Source organism: Rhodoferax ferrireducens, from assembly GCF_049302455.1.
Lineage (GTDB): Bacteria > Pseudomonadota > Gammaproteobacteria > Burkholderiales > Burkholderiaceae_C > Rhodoferax > Rhodoferax ferrireducens_B.
The window spans coordinates 47260-65406 of the sequence record NZ_JBAQMD010000096.1; the positions used below are offsets into that span (position 1 = coordinate 47260).

Sequence of the window (18147 nt, forward strand, 5' to 3'; positions counted from 1 at the left end):
ACAGACGCCGGCCTACTTCTTGTTGAAGTCGACCACCGGCGGCGTTGTGATCGCCGCTTCGTTTTGCACGGTAAAGCTGGGTTTTGGCTGGTAGCTAAAGACCATCGCCGTCAGGTTGCTGGGGAAACTTCGCGCCAGCACGTTGTACGCCTGGACTGCCTGGATATACCGGTTGCGCGCCACCGTGACGCGGTTTTCGGTGCCTTCGAGCTGCACCCGCAAATCTGAAAAGCCCTGATTGGCTTTGAGACTGGGGTACTGTTCAGACACCGCCATCAAGCGGCTCAAGGCCGATCCCAGCTCGCCTTGTGCCGCCTGAAACTTGTTGAAGGCTTCCGGGTTGTTCAAGGTTTCTGGCGTCACCTGGATCGAGGTGGCCTTGGCGCGCGCCTCGATCACCTTGGTCAGCGTCTCCTGCTCAAACGCGGCCTCGCCTTTGACGGTTGCCACAATGTTGGGCACCAGGTCAGCGCGGCGCTGGTATTGATTGAGCACCTCGCTCCAGGCCGACTTGGTCTGTTCGTCCAGGCGTTGAAAATCGTTATAGCCACAGCCGGTCAGGGACAGGGCGGTCAACAGAATCAGGAGCCAGCGTGTCATATAAATCTCCAGCGTGAAGAACGCAACCTTAGCATAAACACGCATTGCAATCTCGCCCTGACTGTGCATGCTGAGCCAGGCAAATGCTCACGCTGTCAATACGCGGCGAAAGCACGGCAAAATCATCCCCCACCGCAACAGAAATCCATCATGTCCAAAGCCAAAAAACAAGCCGCCTCCGTGGGCGGTAGCGCCGACGAAATCGAGGCCAGTTTTTACGAGGCACTGCAAACCGCCGACATTGAAAAGCTCATGGCCTGCTGGGCCGATGAGGATGAAATTGTGTGCGTCCATCCAGGTGGGCCGCGACTGGTGGGCCTGGGCGCCATTCGGGCTGCTTTTGATGCCATCTTTAACAATGGCAGCATCCGGGTGCAGCCGCAAGCGGTACGCAAGATTGAGTCGCTGGCCAGCGTGGTGCACAACGTGCGCGAGCGCATTGAGGTCTTGACCGAGGACGGCCCGGTGCAGGCCTTTGTCATTGCCACCAACGTCTACCACCGAACGGCGCAGGGCTGGCGCATGGTGGCCCACCATGCCAGCCCGGGGTCGCAACAGGAAGCGCAAGACGGCAGTGAGGTGCCACCCGTGTTTCACTGACAGCTGAGCTTCCAGTCCATGACCGCCATGTGCAACTTGGCCATGCCGACACAAATTCACACCACCTGACGCAGGGACCCTCTCCATGGATGACATCGTCAAACAAGCCTTGCTCAAATGGCCCAACGTGCCCGACTGCTACGGCTGGCTCGGCCTGGATGCGCGCGGCAACTGGTTCATGCGCGACGAACGCGCCCAGGCGCAGGGACCGTTTGCAGGCGGCAGCGCGCCCGGCAAGGGCTCAGAGCTGAAACACGACAAACTGATTGAGTTTGTCCAGCGCAACTACCAGCCCACGACAGAAGGGCAATGGTTTTTCCAGAACGGACCGCAGCGCGTCTATGTCGAACTGGAAGCCACGCCGCTGATCTGGCGCGTCAACCATGATCTGTCGATTCAAGATCATTGCGGCAGAGCAGCGTCTGTGCAGCACTGTCTGCTGGACGAGTTGGGACATGTCTACCTAGAAACGACGACCGGCTTTGGCCTGGTGCACAGCATGGACATGGACTACGTGGCGGACGCCGTGCTGCAGGGCCTGTGGCAGCCACAGGATGTGCTCCGCGCTGATTTGCCGAGCCGCTTCAACTATGTGCCGAGTCCATATTCACTGCAAAAAGCATAGCTGCTTAGGCATATTCGACGGGGGCTAGGGCCTGATTTTGCTTAAATCCTGCCAAAGGCATAGCCGTCGGCCACGACCAGACCCTCGATGCGCTCAATCAAGCGCAGCAAGGGCTTGAGCTCGCGGTAGCGCGCGCAGGTGGCGCGAATGTAACTGATGAAGCGAGGCGTGTCGGCCAGGTACTGGGGCTTGCCATCGCGCAGCGTCAGGCGGGCAAAAATGCCGGCAACTTTCAGGTGGCGTTGCAAGCCCATCCATTCCACCCCCCGGTAAAACTCGCCAAAGTCGTCACCTACCGCAAGCCCGGCCTTGCGCGCTTTCTCCCAGTAACGGATGGTGATGTCGAGGCAGAAATCTTCCTCCCAGCTCAGGAAGGCATCTCGCATCAAGCTGGCAATGTCATAGGTGATAGGGCCATAAACCGCATCCTGGAAGTCCAGCACGCCCATCCGCTGACCCGCACCCGCGGGGGCTACCATCAAATTTCTCGGCATGAAGTCGCGGTGCACATAAACGCTGGGCCAAGCCAGGTTGTGCGCCATGATTTGCGCAAACGCCTGGTCCAGCGTGCGCCGCACCTCGCCTTCGACCACTACACCGCGGTGCCGGACCAGATACCAGTCAGGGAACAGTTCCAGCTCACGGCGCAGCAGCGCTTCATCGTAGGGTGGCAAAACGCCCGGCTTGGAGGCGCTTTGCCAGGCAATCAGTGCGTCAACCGCCTGCAGGTACAGACCTTGATTGGCCTGCGGGTTGTCCCGATTGATCACCTGCATCATGGTCTGGGCTCCCAAATCAGTCAGCAGCATGAAACCGTGGGCTGCGTCCCACGCCAGCACCTCGGGCGCATGCACCTGCGCCTGGTGCAGCAACTCGGCGGCTTTGACAAAAGGCTGGCAGTCCTCCTTGTCGGGCGGCGCGTCCATGATGATGTAGCTGCCCTGGGTGCCATCCACGCGCAAGTAGCGCCGGAAGCTGGCGTCGGCGGAGGCCGTGCGCAAGGAATCAATGACCAGGCCGTGCGCTGGTGCCAGTCCAGCCAGCCAGACGCTGAAATCGGCTTCGCGCTGCGGGTCAGGCCAGACGGGTGCGGTGGCCGGGGTGGTTTCGGGTGGGAAGGCTGTGCTCATGGATAATCCATTCTACAAACCCGAATGCTCCCGGTTCGTTTCCAACCCGTTTTTACCCCCGTTATTGCCCCTGCCTGATACGCTTTTTGATGCACGAACTTGACCTCAGGCCACACTTGGCCCGTTTTGCCCAGCGCCCGCTTGCCCTGCTGGCTTGGGCTTTGCTGCAGGGGACAAGCGTCAATGCACAGGTGGCCCAGGTCGCGCCCGACGAGCCGCCACTGCCGCTAAAAACCAGCCCTTTGCTGCAAGAACAGGTGGCCCCCGCGCTGCGCAGCAGCTTGCCAACCTTCATCTCGGCTGAGCACATCTTCGGGCGTCCGGACCTGGAAACCGTGCTGGAAGGCCGCGCCGAGCTGCGCCGCGGCGACCTCGTGATCAAGGCCGACCGGCTGGAATACGACCAGCCGAGCGACCTGGCCACAGCCAGTGGCAATGTTCTGATTAACCGCGCCGGCAATGTGTATGAAGGGCCGCTGCTGGAACTCAAGCTCGATACGTTCGAGGGTTTTTTCAACCAGCCGCGTTATTATTTTCTCAAGAATGACGCGCATGGCGAGGCCGATCGTGTCGACTTCATTGATGACCAACGGGCCGTCATCCACAACGCCACCTTCACCACCTGCCGGCGCTTGCCGGGCCCGAGCTGGCTACCGGACTGGATTCTGCGGGCCGCCAGCATCAGCCTGGACAACGAGGAAGATGTGGGCACGGCAAAAGGCGCCTTGCTGAGCTTCAAAGGGGTGCCGCTGCTGCCGATTCCCTACCTCAGCTTTCCGCTGAGTGACAAACGCAAGTCAGGCGTCCTGCCGCCGATCCTGGGGCTGGACAACGTCAATGGGGCCGAAGTGAGCGTGCCCTACTACTGGAACATCGCGCCGAACCGGGATGCCACTTTCACGCCGACGCTCATGAGCAAGCGCGGCGTCAATCTGAGCAGCGAGCTGCGCTATCTTGAGGCGGACTATGCGGGTCAAGTGCAGCTGGACTTGATGCCGTCTGACCAGTTGCGTGACAGCACGCGCTGGGGTTTGACTTACACGCATCAGGCCACATTGCAGAACAGTTGGACGCGGCCGTTCACCGCCGGCGGTATGGCCTTGAACCTCAACCTGAACCGGGTCAGTGACGACAATTACTGGCGTGACTTCACCCGCGCCTCAACCGGATCGGTGACCCAGCGTCTGCTCACCAACGACGCCAGCCTGTCCTGGACCGAGGGCAATTTTTCCAACACGGTGCGCACGCTCAAATGGCAAACCCTGCAGGACGTGAGCGCCCCCATCACGCCACCCTATGACCGTTTGCCGCAGTTGGCCACGCGTTATGCCCGCAGCAATGTCGGCGGATTTGATTATTCAGTGGATGCGGATTACACCCGGTTTCAGTCTGAGCGCAGCCTCACACTGCAGCCTAATGCCCAACGCGTCTTCTCCGTGTTGCAGCTCAGCCGACCTTGGGTGACTGCCGCCGGCTTCATCACCCCCAAGCTGCAACTGAACGTCAGCAACTATCAATTTGACGCGCCACTGAGTAACGGGGCTACGGCGGCGAGCCGCGTCGTGCCGACCCTCAGTGTGGACAGTGGCCTGGTGTTTGAACGCGATGCCCGCTATTTCGGCATGAATTTTCGCCAGACCCTGGAGCCCCGTGCGTTTTACGTCAACACACCGTTTCGCGACCAGAGCCTGTTACCCAACTATGACTCGGGCGCAGTCGATTTCAACTTTGCCACCATCTACACCGACAACGCCTTTGTCGGCAACGACCGCATTTCTGACAGCGATTTACTGACGCTGGGCGTGAGCACACGCCTGCTGGATCCAGCCACCGGAGCGCAGGTTGCACGTTTTGGCGTCGCACAACGCTTGCGCTTCAGAGACCAGAACGTCACCTTATTACCGACTGACGCGCCAGTGACCGACCGGATCAGCGATTTGCTGCTGGGAGCAGCGGTCAATTGGGATCCGAAATGGGCTTTCGACTCGACCGTGCAATTCAATCCCACCACCAAGCAGTCGGTACGCTCCACCATCGGCGCGCGCTACAGCGCGGGCCACTACCGAACGGTGAGCGCGGCTTACCGCTACCAGCGCGAGTCCAGCGAACAACTCGACATCGGCTGGCAGTGGCCGATCAATGACTTGTGGGGCGAGCGCGGGCAGGAGTTGGGCGCCGGCCGGGGTCAAGGCGAGGGCCGCTGGTACAGCGTCGGGCGCCTCAATTACAGTATGCAAGAACGCAAGCTGGTCGATGCTGTGCTCGGTTTTGAGTACGATGCGGGTTGTTGGCTGGGTCGTATTGTGTTGGAGCAACTGCAAACCAGTACCGCATCGGCCAATCAGCGCATCATGTTCCAGCTTGAGTTTGTCGGCTTGACCCGCTTGGGCGTGAACCCCTTGAAGTCCTTGAAAGACAATATTCCCGGTTACCAGTATCTGCGAGAGCAAACCAGCCCTCCCAGTCGTTTCAGCAACTACGATTAATCCATCATGAACCATCGCCTTGTGGCCCTTAGTGTGGCCAGCCTTGCCCTTCTTGCTCCCTTGACTGTACCGGCGCAGGGCTTGCGGCCATCCACGGCAACTGTCGGCGCCGGTGTTCTTGCACCCGCGAGGGTGCCCGCTGCCACCGGGCTGGCGGCCGACTACATTGTGGCGGTGGTCAACTCCGAGCCCATCACCAACAACGAGGTGCGCGCCGCCCTGCAACGCGTGCTGCAGCAGTTGGCCCAGCAGGGCAACCCGCAAGTCGATAACAAGACCTTGGCGCGCCAGGTACTGGAGCGCCTCATCAACGAAAAAGCCCAGCTGCAACTGGCCCGGGAGTCCGGTATTGCGGCGGACGAAGCAGCCATTGACCAGGCCGAGCAGAACATCGCCCGGCAAAATCAACTCACGGTAACCGAGTTGCGCCGACGCCTGACACAGGAAAGCGGCGTGCCCGGCCAGTTCCGCAACCAGCTGCGCGATCAGATCCTGCTGACCCGCCTGCGTGAGCGTGAGGTCGAACCGCGCGCGCGGGTGACCGAGCTGGAGATCGATCAATTCCTGCGCGAGCAACAAAGCAGCAACCCTGCGGCGCAGCAAATCAATCTGGCTCAAGTCCTGGTGTCGGTCCCCGATACCGCCACCCCGGTGCAAGTGACCGCCTTGCAGGCCCGGGCGCAACGTGCGCTGGCACGCGCTCGCGCGGGTGAAGACTTTGTGGCCCTGGTGCGAGAGTTCTCCGATGCCTCAGACAAGGCCAGCCTCGCCAATGGCGGCGAGCTCGGCCTGCGCACGGCTGATCGCTATCCGCCGCTTTTCCTTGAGGCGACACACAACCTGGCTGTCGGTGAAATCTCGGCGCTGGTACGTTCGGGCGCGGGCTTTCACATCCTCAAAGTACTGGAAAAGAAAAACGCAGCACTGCCCGCCATGACGGTCACACAGAGCCGGGCCCGCCATATCTTGTTGCGGGTCAGCCCACAACTCACCGAGAGCGCAGCCCGTGACAAGCTCAATGAATTCAAAAAAAGGGTTGCGGCAGGGCAAGCTGATTTTGCCGCGCTGGCCCGCGACCATTCGCAGGATGGCAGTGCCGCGCAGGGCGGCGACCTGGGGTGGGCCAATCCGGGCATGTTTGTGCCGGAGTTCGAGGCGGTCATGAACAGCCTGACGCCAGGGCAGATCAGTGAACCCTTGGTGTCCCGTTTTGGCGTTCATTTGATTCAGCTGATGGAACGTCGCCAGGCCACCCTCAGCCCGCAGGAGCAGCGCGAGGCCGTGCGCGCCATCTTGCACGAAAAGAAGCTCGATGAAGCTTATGTCAGCTGGGCGCAAGACGTGCGCGGCCGCGCCTATGTGGAATTGCGCGAGCCGCCGCAGTAAAACCGATACAGTCCTACGCTCGTGGAATGAAACACATTGCCCGCAAACGCTTCGGTCAGCATTTTCTGACCGACGGCGCCATGATTGAAGCCATCGTCGACGCCATTGGCCCCAAGCCGGGGCAGGCGATGGTGGAGATCGGGCCCGGTCTGGCGGCGTTGACCCAACCGCTCGTGGAACGTCTGGGCCAGCTCACCGTGATTGAGCTCGATCGTGACCTGGCCGCGCGCCTGCGGGCGCATCCTCAGCTCGTGGTGATTGAGTCTGATGTGTTAAAGGTGGACTTTGCCCAAGTGGCGCAGGCGCTGACCGCTGCAAAATTGAGAGTTGTTGGCAACCTGCCGTACAACATCTCGACGCCGATCCTGTTTCACTTGCTGAACTTCATTGACGTCATCGAAGACCAGCACTTCATGCTGCAAAAGGAAGTGATTGACCGCATGGTGGCGGGCCCCTGCACCGCTGCCTACGGCCGTTTGAGCGTCATGCTGCAGTGGCGTTACGCGATGGAAAACGTCTTGCTGGTTCCGCCCGAGAGCTTCGAGCCGCCGCCTCGCGTCAACAGCGCGGTGGTTCGCATGGTGCCGCATGTCAACCCGGTCGCGGTGGATGGGCATCTCTTGAGCGAACTGGTCCAGGTGGCTTTCAGCCAGCGTCGCAAGCTGTTGCGCCATACCCTGGGACAGTGGCTGCAGGAACAAGCCTACGCGGATAGTTTTGACGTGCAGCGCCGGGCGGAAGAAGTCCCGGTGGCTGAATACCTGGCCTTGGCGTTGAAATTGGCCACACACAGCCAACCCGCCAGTCACTGACCGGCTGGCGGTCAACTTTCAGCCGGCGCCTTGGCGCCCAGGCCAGAAAAAAGGCCCTCTCTTTCGATGGGCCTTCTGGAGCGGGGAAGCGGCGCTGCGATCAGGCGGCCGCCAACCAATACCCGGAGTTAAAGGGGCTGCTCATGCGCAGCGCCAGTGGTGATATGTCCAACAGTTTGTCAGTTGGCATTTTCTCCCCGGACTCGGTGGTGAGTTCGATGCCTGACAAGGTTTGGCTGCCGACGCCGTTGCCTTTTGCCTCGTTCGCCCGTTCTGCTTGGCTGGTGTGTGCAGAACGGGCTACAGAAAAGAATAGAAACATCGGAATGGTATCTTTCGATCGCCCCAGTAATCAGCCGCGTCGCGGAAGATGTCGAGCAATTGCTCGCGCGCTTCCTTGTCGAACTTCGCATGGGCCGGAATGTGTTCCAACACCACAATAAAGCCTGGCTGTGGGCCGGACTTGTGCAGCGGGTCGGTCATGCTGTCATACAGTGCGTCAAAATTCTTGCCAACGTGCACCGACAACATGAATTGCTGAGCAATGAGATCCAGTACGTCCTGCTTGGTCTGGGCGTTGGCCAGATTGGCGTACAGAAAATGCTGGCCCAAGGACTGGGCCGCACCCTGCAACTCCGGCACCCGAAAAGCCCGGATCGACTGGACTATATTTGGCCGCACACCGCGTAGCGGCACGTCCGTTGCGGCACGTTGAAGTGCGGCGGTTTCTTGACTCAATGACATATTCATTCTCGCTTCGCTTTTCGTAAGTAATAAACCGGTTTCACGGCACGATCCGGCGGAAGCTCGCATAGTGATCGGCAGTGTAATAACAAGCGTCAGGCGTTCTGGCAGCCCCTCCGCACACAATGCGCCGGACTCCCCGGGCACGCAAATTCGGTGTTGCGACGGTATATTCACGGTAGTAGCCGCGCTTTTGGAGTGGCAGCAAACGCTCACGGTTGCCAAACACCACACCATCTTTTTCATGCACAAACGGACCGCCTTGATGAATCAGGTCGTAGGTCTGCACACCTTGCTTGGGCAAGGCCGCCACCGCGATGGCAGTGGCAGCATCTGCCAGGGCTGGCCCTTTGGCCAGTACCCCTGCACAGGCAAAAACCGCAGCAAGAAAAAAGCTGGTAAGTACTAACTTAGAGCTTTTCAGACGCAACATGAACAAGACACCTCTCGCAAGACTCCGGGTTAACCCGTAATTTCAAGGTGTGTAGTGTCGCGTATTTACGAAAATAATGCAAGCGTCTGCCTAAAAAATAGGCAGACGCAAAAGATCGAATAGCTTGCTAAGTTAGCGCCAGCTTAGGCTTTAGAGCTCAGCGGCTGGCGTTTGCGTCGGCCACAGTGAGGGCCGTCATATTCACAATTCGACGCACCGTGGCACTGGCGGTCAAGATGTGCACCGGTTTGGCCGCGCCCAGCAGCACCGGACCAACGGCAATATTGCCACCGGCTGCCGTCTTGAGCAGGTTGTAGGCAATATTGGCGGCATCGATATTGGGTAGCACCAGGAGATTGGCGTCTCCCGCCAGTGTGCTGTTGGGCATGAGGGCTGCGCGGGCTGCGCCGTCGAGCGCCACGTCGCCATGCATTTCGCCGTCCACCTCCAGCCACGGCGCCTTGACCCGCAGCAAGTCCAAAGCCTCGCGCATCTTGACAGCGCTGGGTTGGTTGCTGCTGCCAAAGTTGGAGTGCGACAGCAAGGCGGCTTTGGGCCGGATGCCGAAGCGCACCATTTCCTCTGCCGCCAGAATCGTGATCTCGGCCAGTTGCTCGGCAGTGGGATCATAGTTGACGTGGGTGTCCACTATAAAGAGCTGGCGCTCGGGCAACATCAGGCAATTCATGCAGGCATAGGTGTTGACGCCCGTGCGTTTTCCGATCACCTGATCCAGATATTGCAGGTGCATCGCCGTGGTGCCCCAGGTGCCGCAAATCAGCCCATCGACATCGCCCTTGTGCAACAACATGCTGCCAATCAGGGTCAGGCGCCGGCGCATCTCGATTTTGGCAACCTGGGCGGTCATGCCCTTGCGCTCGGTCATGCGGTGGTAGGTTTGCCAGAAATCGCGGTAGCGATGGTCCTGCTCCACATTGACGACGCTGTAGTCTTGCCCCTCTTCCAGGCGTAGGCCAAACTTGTTGATGCGCTCGGCAATCACCAGCGGCCGGCCAATCAGTGTGGGCAGGGCCAAGCCTTCGTCCACCACAATCTGGGCCGCGCGCAGCACGCGTTCATCTTCACCCTCGGCATAGGCGATCCGCTTTTTAAGTGCCTTTTTGGCGGCGGCGAAAATCGGTTTCATCACGGTGCCCGAGGCGTAGACGAAGCTTTGCAGCTTCTCGCGGTAGGCATCCATGTCCGCAATCGGGCGCGAGGCCACGCCGCTGTCAAAAGCGGCCTGGGCCACCGCTGGCGCCACTTTGATCATCAAACGCGGGTCAAAGGGCTTGGGGATCAGGTACTCCGGTCCAAAGGCCAGCGGCTCGCCGACATAGGCGGCAGCAACCACTTCGCTTTGCTCGGCCTGCGCCAGATCGGCAATCGCATGCACCGCCGCCATTTCCATCTCCACCGTGATGGTGGAGGCGCCCGCGTCCAAGGCGCCCCTGAAAATGTAGGGGAAACACAAGATGTTGTTGATCTGGTTCGGGTAATCCGAGCGGCCGGTGCCGATGATGGCGTCGCTGCGCACGGCCTTCACTTCTTCGGGCATGATCTCGGGCGTCGGGTTGGCGAGCGCAAAAATGATCGGCCTGGGCGCCATCCTTTTGACCATTTCGCCCTTGAGCACACCGCCCGCCGACAAGCCCAGAAACACGTCAGCACCTTCAATGACTTCACCCAGGGTGCGCGCCGATGTCTTCTGGCTGTAAATGATCTTGTCCGGGTCCATCAGCTCGGTGCGGCCCTCATAGACGACGCCGGCCAGATCGGTCACCCACACGTTTTCACGGGGAATGCCCAGTTTGACCAGCAGCCCGACGCAAGCCAGCGCTGCGGCACCGGCGCCGGAGGTCACCAGTTTCACGTCTTTCGGGTCCTTGCCGGCCACCTTCAGGCCGTTGAGAATGGCCGCACCGACCGTGATGGCGGTACCGTGCTGGTCATCATGAAAGACCGGAATCTTCATGCGTTCGCGCAACTTGCGCTCGACATAAAAGCAGTCGGGCGCCTTGATGTCTTCCAGGTTGATGCCGCCAAAGGTCGGCTCCAGCGAAGCGATGATGTCCACCAGCTTGTCGAGATCGTGCTTTTCGTTGATTTCGATGTCGAACACATCAATACCGGCGAACTTCTTGAACAGCACGGCCTTGCCTTCCATCACCGGTTTACCCGCCAATGGGCCAATGTCGCCCAGTCCGAGCACGGCGGTGCCGTTGGTGACGACCGCCACCAGATTGCCCCGGCTGGTGTACTTGTAGGCGTTATTCGGGTCTTTGACGATTTCCTCGCACGGAATGGCCACGCCCGGCGTGTAGGCCAGCCCCAGATCATGCTGGTTGATCAACTGCTTGGTCGGCGCAATGGAGATTTTGCCGGGGGTGGGAAATTCGTGGTATTCGAGTGTGGCGCGGCGCAATTCAGCGCGTTTGTCTGCGGCGGTGGCCGTTGTATGGGGCATGGGTGTCTCCTGTTGCAAACCGTATGACCAAGAGGCCGGCCTCAGGGCGTCGCTACGGGAGTGAAATTGTAGACCGTGCCGGGTGGCACGCCCGCAACCGCCAGGCCGGTCCCTGCAACAAAGGCGCAGGCCGGGCTGCTGGGTACATCACCCTCAAGCCAACACCCGCTTGGCTTGCTCGGCCCGATGGGCGGTTTGTGTCCCTGTCAGCGCAAAGCCGCGCACTTGATGCTGCCCGTCCATGAATTGCCACTGTCCAGACGCTTGGCTGCACCACTCTCCCGCTGTGCCGGGTGCTGGTGCGGCCACCACAATCGGCAACGCCGGGGTCTTGATGGCGACCGGCATCAACGCAAAAGCAACAGCGGTCGGCGTGCCCGCCAGCGTGGCGGCCAAAGCGCGGGCGGCGCTCATGATGGGCATCACATAGGGCATGGTCCGGGCGCCCGCCACCGATGCCGCCGCGGCATCAGCCGCCACGCCCCACAGCCCGGTTGCGTATTGCGCGGCGTCACCCAGGGCGTAGATATGCGGGCTGCTGGTCTGCAATGTGGCGTCCACCACGATGCCGCGCTCGCAAACCAATCCGGCCGCTTGCGCCAGCGCCGTGTCCGATCTCAAACCAATAGCACTCAACACAATATCCACGGGGGCCAGCGACCCATTTGACAGCTCAACCTGGAGGACGGGCTCGGCCTGATGAACACGGGCGCTCTCGGCCATCGCGATGGACACCCTGGTTTTTGCCCAGTTGACCGACTTGACAGTCGCGCCAAAGTGCCAGCGCACGCCCAAGCCTGCCAGCGCCTGCTGCAACTGCGCGCTGGCTGATGCCGGCAACAAGGCCGTCATCGGCGCGGTCGACGGGTCAACCACCGTCACCCGGTAACCCGCTGCGGCGAGGTCGTTGGCAAACTCGCAACCAATCAGGCCGGCCCCCATGATCAGGACATGGCGCCGGCTGTGTTCACTGGCCGACTGCAGGTTCAGCGGCTGGCCCCCGCCCACCGGCTTGTCGCCACACCCGGCGGCACGCGTCAGACGCTGGTGGAACCAGGAGAAGTCATCCAGCGAATTGATCGACTGCACCTGATCCGCCGCATCCCCGGCCAGCGGTAGCCGAATCGGCCGGGCGCCGGTGGCCAGCACCAAGTGGCGATAGCTGAACTCGCCCACGGTGCTGCGCAGCGTGCGCGTTAGCGGGTCAATGGCCAGCACCCGGGTGTGTGCCAGCAAGCGCACGTTGTGCGCCGCTGCCATCTTGGCCGCTGGCGTGGTGACCAGTTGCGCCGGTGTGCGCTGTTGCTGCAGCGCATTGGACAGCGCGGGCTTGGCGTAGAAATCTCCGCTGTCGGCCGTGATCAGCAGCACCGGCGTACGCTGGTCGAGGCGGCGCAGCTCGCGCACGGTGGTCCAGCCGGCCAGCCCGGCGCCAATGATGATGATCGGAGATGCCATGTTGGACCTTCGGTTTTAAATCTCTACCGGCTCAAAGTCGGCTTTGGCGACGCCACAGTCCGGGCAGGCCCAGGTGTCGGGCACATCCGCCCAACGCGTGCCGGGGGCGATGCCATCTTCCGGGCGACCCGCGGCCTCGTCATAGATGAAGCCACAAACGATGCAAAGGTAGGTTTTCATGGGTATTCCAATAAATATGAGTCAAATAGGGCTCTAGCCCCCGTGAATATTGCGCAAGCAGCTATTATTAATATAGCACCCAAAAGATGATTGCCAGCGCGCCACTGCGTCTTGCGGTGGGGCCGATCAGGCCTGGGCCTTGGCCAGTTGCGCCTTGTAATGGTTGGCGTGGCGCTCCTCTACCTTGGCCAGCGCGGCAAAGCGTTTTTGCGCTTTTTCCAGCGTCGCCCTGAACTGGGCGGCGTGCTCTTTGGATTCTCCAATTTGCTCATCCATCTCGGCCACGGCGGCGGCATGACCCTCGGCTTCAGCGGTGGCGCGAAAGCCGGGGTACATCTCGGTGTACTCGTAGGTTTCGCCGTCGATCGCAATTTGCAGGGCCTTGGCGGCTGTCATCGTGGCCTTGGGGTAAAGCAGGTCCAGGTGACCAAAGGCGTGCATCACCTCCTGGTCAGCGGTGGCTTCAAAGACACGAGCGGTGTCTTCGTCACCCATTTCACGCGCCAGTTTGGCGAAATAGCGGTATTTGATGTGCGCCATGGATTCGCCGGCAAAGGCGGATTCCAGGTTGGCCATGGTTTTGATCTCGGGGCGTTGCTTGGCTGTCATGTGGAGCTCCTGTGGGTTAAAGGGTCAGTCGATAGAAGGATGCAATCAACCTGGTGGCAATGATAGGTCTGGTAAATAATAATTGCCGATTGGCTTTTACTAATCGATTGATAGTAACTATCGGTTCAAGCGCAGCTGACGCGTCAGGACTGCTTCGTCCATCGCACTTGCTGGCTGGCCGTTTGCGGTTTCCGTGTCGGTGCACAATGCCAAACTCAAAGCCCAAGAAAGAACCCCCGCCCATGTCCGCCGACGCCCTCAATCCTTTGTATCCGGCCATTGCGCCTTACCGCACGGGCCACCTGCCGGTCGATGACATCCACACACTGTATTGGGAAGAGTGCGGCAACCCCGACGGCGTGCCGGCGCTGTTTTTGCATGGCGGGCCGGGTGCGGGCCTGTCACCCCAACACCGGCAATTCTTTGACCCGGCGTATTACCGCATCGTGCTGTTTGACCAACGCGGTGCCGGCCAGTCCACGCCGCTGGGGGAGGCGCTGGAAAACACCACCGACCTGTTGATCCACGACATTGAGCGCCTGCGCGAGCAGTTGGGCATCGCACAGTGGCTGGTGTTTGGCGGCTCCTGGGGCTCGACCCTGGCGCTGGCTTACGGTGAGGCGCATCCCGAGCGCTGCACCGGCTTTGTGCTGCGCGGTATTTTCTTGTGCACGCGCAGCGAGATCGACTGGTTTCTGAACGGCATCAGGCTATTTTTCCCGCAGGAACATGCCCGCTTTGTGGCCGACATTCCCGAGTCCGAGCGCGGCAATTTGCTGCAAGCCTACGCCCGCCGCCTGTTCAGCGGGGACCCGGCTGAAAACATGCGGGCGGCGCGCACCTGGAGCCGCTACGAAGGCAGTTGCCTGCACCTGCTGCCGCACCCGGAGGTGGCCGAGACGTTTGGCTCAGCCGCCGTTGGCTTGGGGCTGGGCCGGCTGGAGGCGCACTACTTCTTGCACGACGCCTTTTTGAGCGAGGATCAACTGGTGCGCAACGTGGACCGCATCCGCCACCTGCCGGCCGTCATCATTCAGGGCCGCTACGACGTGGTGTGTCCGCCGGTGTCGGCGTGGCGGCTGCACGAAGCCTGGCCCGAGGCCTCTTTCCAGATGATTGAAGATGCCGGCCACGCCGCTTTTGAGCCGGGCATTGCCAGCGCACTGATCGCCGCGACCGATCAGTTCAAGCGCGACGGCACCTTGTAGCGCAGGCCCGTCAGGCCACCGCGCAGCGTACAAGAACTTAGCAGCATCACCAAACCCCATCCTTAACCCACCCACTTTTTTGAATTGGAGCCGTCATGACAAGCAGCAAGAAATATGTGTACGCCTTTGAAGAGGGCGATGGCAAAAACAAAATGCTGCTTGGCGGCAAGGGGGCCAATCTGTGCGAGATGACGCAGATTGGTCTGAACGTGCCGCCCGGCTTCACCGCCAGCACCGATGCCTGCAACGCCTATCTGGAGAAGAACCAGTTGCCGCCCGGCCTGATGGACGAAATCCGAACCCACATGGCCGCCCTGGAGAAGAAAACCGGCAAAGGCTTCGGCGACGCCAAAAACCCGCTGCTGATCTCGGTGCGATCCGGTGCGGCGATGTCGATGCCGGGCATGATGGACACCATCCTGAACCTCGGCCTCAATGAGGTTTCGCTCAAAGGGCTGATCACACAAACCGGCAACGAGCGCTTCGCGTATGACGCCTATCGCCGTTTTATCCAACTGTTCGGCAAGATCGCGCTCAACATCAGCGACGAACATTTTGACGAGCGCATGGTGGCCATCAAGCGCAAATACGGCGCGCCACAGGATGTGGACCTGAACACCGAGCATCTGAAGGAACTGGCGGGCGAATTCCTGGCCATTGTGCAGCGCCAGACCGGCCAAGCCTTTCCGCAGGACCCGTTTGTGCAGCTCGAAATTGCCGTGGGCGCGGTGTTTCGCTCCTGGATGGGCAAACGCGCGGTGGACTACCGCAAACAATTCAGGATCACCAAAGCGCAGGCCAACGGTACGGCGGTGAGCATCTGCACCATGGTGTTTGGCAACATGGGCAACGACTCCGGCACCGGCGTGGGCTTTACGCGCAACCCCGGCACCGGCGAGAACGTGATTTATGGCGAATATCTGGTCAACGCGCAGGGTGAAGATGTGGTGGCTGGCATTCGCACGCCCAAGGCGATCGCCGAGATGGAACAGGAAATGCCGGAAATTCACCGCCAGTTGATTCAGCTGCGCAGCCGGCTGGAGTCGCACTACCATGAGGTGCAAGACTTTGAATTCACCATCGAGAAAGGCATTCTGTACTGCCTGCAGACCCGCAACGGCAAGATGAACGCGCGCGCCATGGTGCGCACCTCGGTTGAGATGTTTCATGAGGGTCTCATCACCAAGGAGCGCGCGCTGTTGCGCACCGAGCCCGCCGTGCTGGAGCAACTCCTGGTGCCGCAACTGGCCCCCAATTTCCACGCCAAGTCGCTGGCGCAAGGGCTGTCGGCCTCGCCCGGCGCGGCGTCCGGCAAGATTGTGTTCGATGCCGACACCGCCGAGACGCGCGGGCGTGCCGGTGAAAAAATCATCCTGGTGCGGGAAGAAACCAAACCGGAAGACATTCACGGCTTTTTCCAGGCGCAAGGTATTTTGACCAGCCGGGGCGGCAAGACCTCGCACGCTGCGGTGGTGGCGCGCGGCATGGGCAAGCCTTGCGTATCAGGCTGCGAGCAGATCGTCATCAACGACCAGTTGCGCAGCGCCAAGGTTGGCGACACTGTTCTAAAGGAAGGCGACGTCATCACCATTGACGGTGGTACCGGCCATGTCTACGCGGGCGAAATACCGACCGTCGAGGCCGAATTTTCCGAGGAAATGAACACCCTGCTGGGCTGGGCCGACGAAGTGGCGGTGCTCAAAGTCATGGCCAATGCCGATTCACCGGTCGATGCGCTGCGCGCGCGTGAGTTTGGCGCCATGGGGATCGGCCTGTGCCGCACCGAGCGCATGTTCAATGCCACCGACCGCTTGCCGATCGTGCAGGAAATGATCCTGGCCGAAACGCTGGAAGAGCGGCAGGCGGCACTGGACCGGCTGCTGCCGATTCAGCGCGCGGACTTCAAGGGCATCTTCAAGGCGATGAAGGGCTTGCCCGTCACCGTGCGCCTGCTGGACCCGCCGATGCACGAGTTTTTACCCACTGCGGCGCAGCTTGAGCTCGAAATTGCCCATCTGCACCAATTGCGCGACACCATCAAGGCCCTGGAAGACCTGCCCGAGACCCTCAAGATGCTCAACCCCAAGCTGTACCAGCAATATGCTGACGGCCTGACCCCCTTGATGGGTGCTTTGAGCACTTTCAAGAAGTCACACATGGAGGCCGAAGTCATCGCCAAAAAGGAAAAGATTTTGAAGAAGGTGCGCGCGCTGGCCGAAGTCAACCCGATGCTGGGCCATCGTGGTGTGCGTCTGGGCATCACCTACCCCGAAATCTACTCGATGCAGATCCGCGCGATTCTGGAAGCGGCTGCCCTGTGTGGCAAACAAGGCATCGAGATCTATCCCGAAATCATGGTGCCGCAGGTGGCCACGGTGGAAGAGCTCAAGCGCATTCACAGCTATGTGCAGCGCATCCGGCAGGAAGTGCGCGCCACCCATGGCATCGACGTGCAGTTCAAGTTTGGCTCCATGCTCGAAGTGGTGCGTGCCTGCATGCGCTCCGGGCGCATGGCCGAGATTGCCGAGTTTTTCTCGTTCGGCACCAATGACCTGAGCCAGGCCACGTTCTCCTTCAGCCGCGAGGACGCGGAAAACAAATTCCTGCCCTTCTACAACGAGACCGGCATTCTGGAAGACAACCCGTTCGAGGTGTTGGACATCAAGGGCGTGGGGCAATTGATGAAAATGGCGGTGCAAAACGGCCGCGCCACCAACCCGGACCTGAAAGTGGGCATCTGTGGCGAACATGGCGGGCACCCCGGCTCCATCCGTTTTTGCCATCACATCAAGCTCAACTACGTGTCGTGCTCGGGACCGCGCGTGCCGATCGCGCGCCTGGCGGCGGCACAGGCCAAGTTGCTGGAAGATCAGTACCGGGAACCGGTCTGAGGCCAGCGGCGTCGTGGCTCAATCCGGATTGAGCCGGCGGGCCACCGACCAAGCCCCGTTAGGGCTTGAGGCGCAAGGTCTTGCTGATGAATTGCAGCGCCTGGGGGCTGTCCCATTGTTGGGCGCCGACCTGCTTGGCCAGCACACGGCCCTGGGCATCGACCAGCAAGGTGAGCGGTAATTGCGCCGCCCCCAACATGTTTTCCAGCAACAACTGCTGGTCAATGTAGTGGCTGAAGCTGGTTGGATAGCGTTTCAAAAAGGCGCGTGCCGCCTCCGGGTAGTCGTCGGTCGAAATACCGATCAGCGTCACCTGCTGCCCGGTCTTGCTGCGGGCCAGGCGCTCCAGTGAGCCCATTTCCTGTTGGCACGGGCCGCACCAACTGGCCCACACATTAATGATCAGCGGCTTGCCGCGGTACTGCGACAGCTGACGCGACGGGCCGGACAGCCCCAACATGGTGGCCTCGCGCAGCTGGCTGCCCACTTCGACCTCGCCTGGCGTTTTTTGCATCACC

17 protein-coding genes are annotated in these 18147 nt (G+C 60.7%); 7 read left to right on the forward strand and 10 right to left on the reverse strand.

Annotated features, from left to right (window positions below; genetic code table 11):
• Window positions 1–12 precede the first annotated feature (12 nt).
• Entirely contained in the window at window positions 13–600 is a 588-nt protein-coding gene (locus WA157_RS16295) for a LemA family protein (RefSeq protein WP_422621961.1), read from the reverse strand.
• Between the two features lie 150 nt (window positions 601–750).
• On the opposite strand from WA157_RS16295, the gene WA157_RS16300 reads away from it, so the two are divergent.
• Together WA157_RS16300 and WA157_RS16305 are read left to right on the forward strand one after the other, a co-directional pair.
• The gene (locus tag WA157_RS16300) at window positions 751–1200 is read left to right on the forward strand and encodes a YybH family protein (RefSeq protein ID WP_422621962.1); all 450 of its coding nucleotides are present in this window, start codon (window positions 751–753) and stop codon (window positions 1198–1200) included.
• An 85-nt stretch (window positions 1201–1285) separates the two neighbouring features.
• On the forward strand, window positions 1286–1825 hold the full coding sequence (locus WA157_RS16305; protein WP_422621963.1) for a DUF2946 family protein: 540 nt from the start codon (window positions 1286–1288) through the stop codon (window positions 1823–1825).
• Window positions 1826–1866: 41 nt separating this feature from the next.
• Here WA157_RS16305 and WA157_RS16310 read toward each other — a convergent pair whose 3' ends face one another.
• Window positions 1867–2955 (reverse strand): aminoglycoside phosphotransferase family protein, encoded by a 1089-nt coding sequence (locus WA157_RS16310; RefSeq protein ID WP_422621964.1) that lies wholly within the window; start codon window positions 2953–2955, stop codon window positions 1867–1869.
• 89 nt (window positions 2956–3044) lie between these two features.
• On the opposite strand from WA157_RS16310, the gene WA157_RS16315 reads away from it, so the two are divergent.
• Genes WA157_RS16315 through rsmA form a run of 3 tightly spaced genes read left to right on the forward strand, consistent with a single transcriptional unit; the run spans window position 3045 to window position 7639 of the window.
• A complete protein-coding gene (locus tag WA157_RS16315; protein ID WP_422621965.1) occupies window positions 3045–5441 on the forward strand; it encodes an LPS-assembly protein LptD in 2397 nt (798 codons plus the stop codon).
• 6 nt (window positions 5442–5447) lie between these two features.
• Window positions 5448–6827: a peptidylprolyl isomerase gene (locus WA157_RS16320; RefSeq protein ID WP_422621966.1), complete on the forward strand. Its 1380-nt coding sequence runs from the start codon at window positions 5448–5450 to the stop codon at window positions 6825–6827.
• 26 nt (window positions 6828–6853) lie between these two features.
• Complete coding sequence (gene rsmA, locus WA157_RS16325) at window positions 6854–7639, forward strand: 16S rRNA (adenine(1518)-N(6)/adenine(1519)-N(6))-dimethyltransferase RsmA (protein WP_422621967.1); 786 nt, start codon at window positions 6854–6856, stop codon at window positions 7637–7639.
• A 100-nt stretch (window positions 7640–7739) separates the two neighbouring features.
• On the opposite strand, the gene WA157_RS16330 is transcribed toward rsmA, so the two are convergent.
• The 7 genes from WA157_RS16330 to WA157_RS16360 all read right to left on the reverse strand — a co-directional run bounded on the left by WA157_RS16330 (window position 7740) and on the right by WA157_RS16360 (window position 13530).
• Window positions 7740–7961, reverse strand: coding sequence for a hypothetical protein (locus tag WA157_RS16330; protein WP_422621968.1), 222 nt, complete (start codon window positions 7959–7961; stop codon window positions 7740–7742).
• The gene (locus tag WA157_RS16335) at window positions 7940–8383 is read right to left on the reverse strand and encodes a barstar family protein (RefSeq protein ID WP_422621969.1); all 444 of its coding nucleotides are present in this window, start codon (window positions 8381–8383) and stop codon (window positions 7940–7942) included. Before WA157_RS16335 ends, WA157_RS16330 begins: the two co-directional genes overlap by 22 nt.
• Before the next feature lie 40 nt (window positions 8384–8423).
• Window positions 8424–8816, reverse strand: a complete 393-nt coding sequence (locus tag WA157_RS16340; RefSeq protein ID WP_422621970.1) for a ribonuclease domain-containing protein — start codon at window positions 8814–8816, stop codon at window positions 8424–8426.
• A 157-nt stretch (window positions 8817–8973) separates the two neighbouring features.
• Entirely contained in the window at window positions 8974–11283 is a 2310-nt protein-coding gene (locus WA157_RS16345) for an NADP-dependent malic enzyme (protein ID WP_422621971.1), read from the reverse strand.
• A 153-nt stretch (window positions 11284–11436) separates the two neighbouring features.
• Window positions 11437–12741: an FAD-dependent oxidoreductase gene (locus tag WA157_RS16350; protein WP_422621972.1), complete on the reverse strand. Its 1305-nt coding sequence runs from the start codon at window positions 12739–12741 to the stop codon at window positions 11437–11439.
• Window positions 12742–12756: 15 nt separating this feature from the next.
• On the reverse strand, window positions 12757–12921 hold the full coding sequence (locus tag WA157_RS16355; protein ID WP_011462425.1) for a rubredoxin: 165 nt from the start codon (window positions 12919–12921) through the stop codon (window positions 12757–12759).
• Window positions 12922–13047: 126 nt separating this feature from the next.
• The gene (locus WA157_RS16360) at window positions 13048–13530 is read right to left on the reverse strand and encodes a rubrerythrin family protein (RefSeq protein ID WP_011462424.1); all 483 of its coding nucleotides are present in this window, start codon (window positions 13528–13530) and stop codon (window positions 13048–13050) included.
• A gap of 242 nt (window positions 13531–13772) precedes the next feature.
• Here WA157_RS16360 and pip point away from each other — a divergent pair, with 242 nt between their 5' ends.
• Both pip and ppdK read left to right on the forward strand, forming a co-directional pair.
• The gene (gene pip / locus WA157_RS16365) at window positions 13773–14738 is read left to right on the forward strand and encodes a prolyl aminopeptidase (protein WP_422621973.1); all 966 of its coding nucleotides are present in this window, start codon (window positions 13773–13775) and stop codon (window positions 14736–14738) included.
• 95 nt (window positions 14739–14833) lie between these two features.
• On the forward strand, window positions 14834–17629 hold the full coding sequence (gene ppdK / locus WA157_RS16370; RefSeq protein WP_422621974.1) for a pyruvate, phosphate dikinase: 2796 nt from the start codon (window positions 14834–14836) through the stop codon (window positions 17627–17629).
• Between the two features lie 58 nt (window positions 17630–17687).
• On the opposite strand, the gene WA157_RS16375 is transcribed toward ppdK, so the two are convergent.
• The coding region (locus WA157_RS16375; protein ID WP_422621975.1) for a TlpA family protein disulfide reductase at window positions 17688–18147 on the reverse strand (460 nt) is incomplete at its 5' end.

What these genes read in the sequence shown, in the direction of transcription:
- WA157_RS16295 (WP_422621961.1), bottom strand. Translation starts at nt 600, where the DNA reads ATGACACGCTGGCTCCTGATTCTGTTGACCGCCCTGTCCCTGACCGGC.
- WA157_RS16300 (WP_422621962.1), top strand. Translation starts at nt 751, where the DNA reads ATGTCCAAAGCCAAAAAACAAGCCGCCTCCGTGGGCGGTAGCGCCGAC.
- WA157_RS16305 (WP_422621963.1), top strand. Translation starts at nt 1,286, where the DNA reads ATGGATGACATCGTCAAACAAGCCTTGCTCAAATGGCCCAACGTGCCC.
- WA157_RS16310 (WP_422621964.1), bottom strand. Translation starts at nt 2,955, where the DNA reads ATGAGCACAGCCTTCCCACCCGAAACCACCCCGGCCACCGCACCCGTC.
- WA157_RS16315 (WP_422621965.1), top strand. Translation starts at nt 3,045, where the DNA reads ATGCACGAACTTGACCTCAGGCCACACTTGGCCCGTTTTGCCCAGCGC.
- WA157_RS16320 (WP_422621966.1), top strand. Translation starts at nt 5,448, where the DNA reads ATGAACCATCGCCTTGTGGCCCTTAGTGTGGCCAGCCTTGCCCTTCTT.
- rsmA (WP_422621967.1), top strand. Translation starts at nt 6,854, where the DNA reads ATGAAACACATTGCCCGCAAACGCTTCGGTCAGCATTTTCTGACCGAC.
- WA157_RS16330 (WP_422621968.1), bottom strand. Translation starts at nt 7,961, where the DNA reads ATGTTTCTATTCTTTTCTGTAGCCCGTTCTGCACACACCAGCCAAGCA.
- WA157_RS16335 (WP_422621969.1), bottom strand. Translation starts at nt 8,383, where the DNA reads ATGTCATTGAGTCAAGAAACCGCCGCACTTCAACGTGCCGCAACGGAC.
- WA157_RS16340 (WP_422621970.1), bottom strand. Translation starts at nt 8,816, where the DNA reads ATGTTGCGTCTGAAAAGCTCTAAGTTAGTACTTACCAGCTTTTTTCTT.
- WA157_RS16345 (WP_422621971.1), bottom strand. Translation starts at nt 11,283, where the DNA reads ATGCCCCATACAACGGCCACCGCCGCAGACAAACGCGCTGAATTGCGC.
- WA157_RS16350 (WP_422621972.1), bottom strand. Translation starts at nt 12,741, where the DNA reads ATGGCATCTCCGATCATCATCATTGGCGCCGGGCTGGCCGGCTGGACC.
- WA157_RS16355 (WP_011462425.1), bottom strand. Translation starts at nt 12,921, where the DNA reads ATGAAAACCTACCTTTGCATCGTTTGTGGCTTCATCTATGACGAGGCC.
- WA157_RS16360 (WP_011462424.1), bottom strand. Translation starts at nt 13,530, where the DNA reads ATGACAGCCAAGCAACGCCCCGAGATCAAAACCATGGCCAACCTGGAA.
- pip (WP_422621973.1), top strand. Translation starts at nt 13,773, where the DNA reads ATGTCCGCCGACGCCCTCAATCCTTTGTATCCGGCCATTGCGCCTTAC.
- ppdK (WP_422621974.1), top strand. Translation starts at nt 14,834, where the DNA reads ATGACAAGCAGCAAGAAATATGTGTACGCCTTTGAAGAGGGCGATGGC.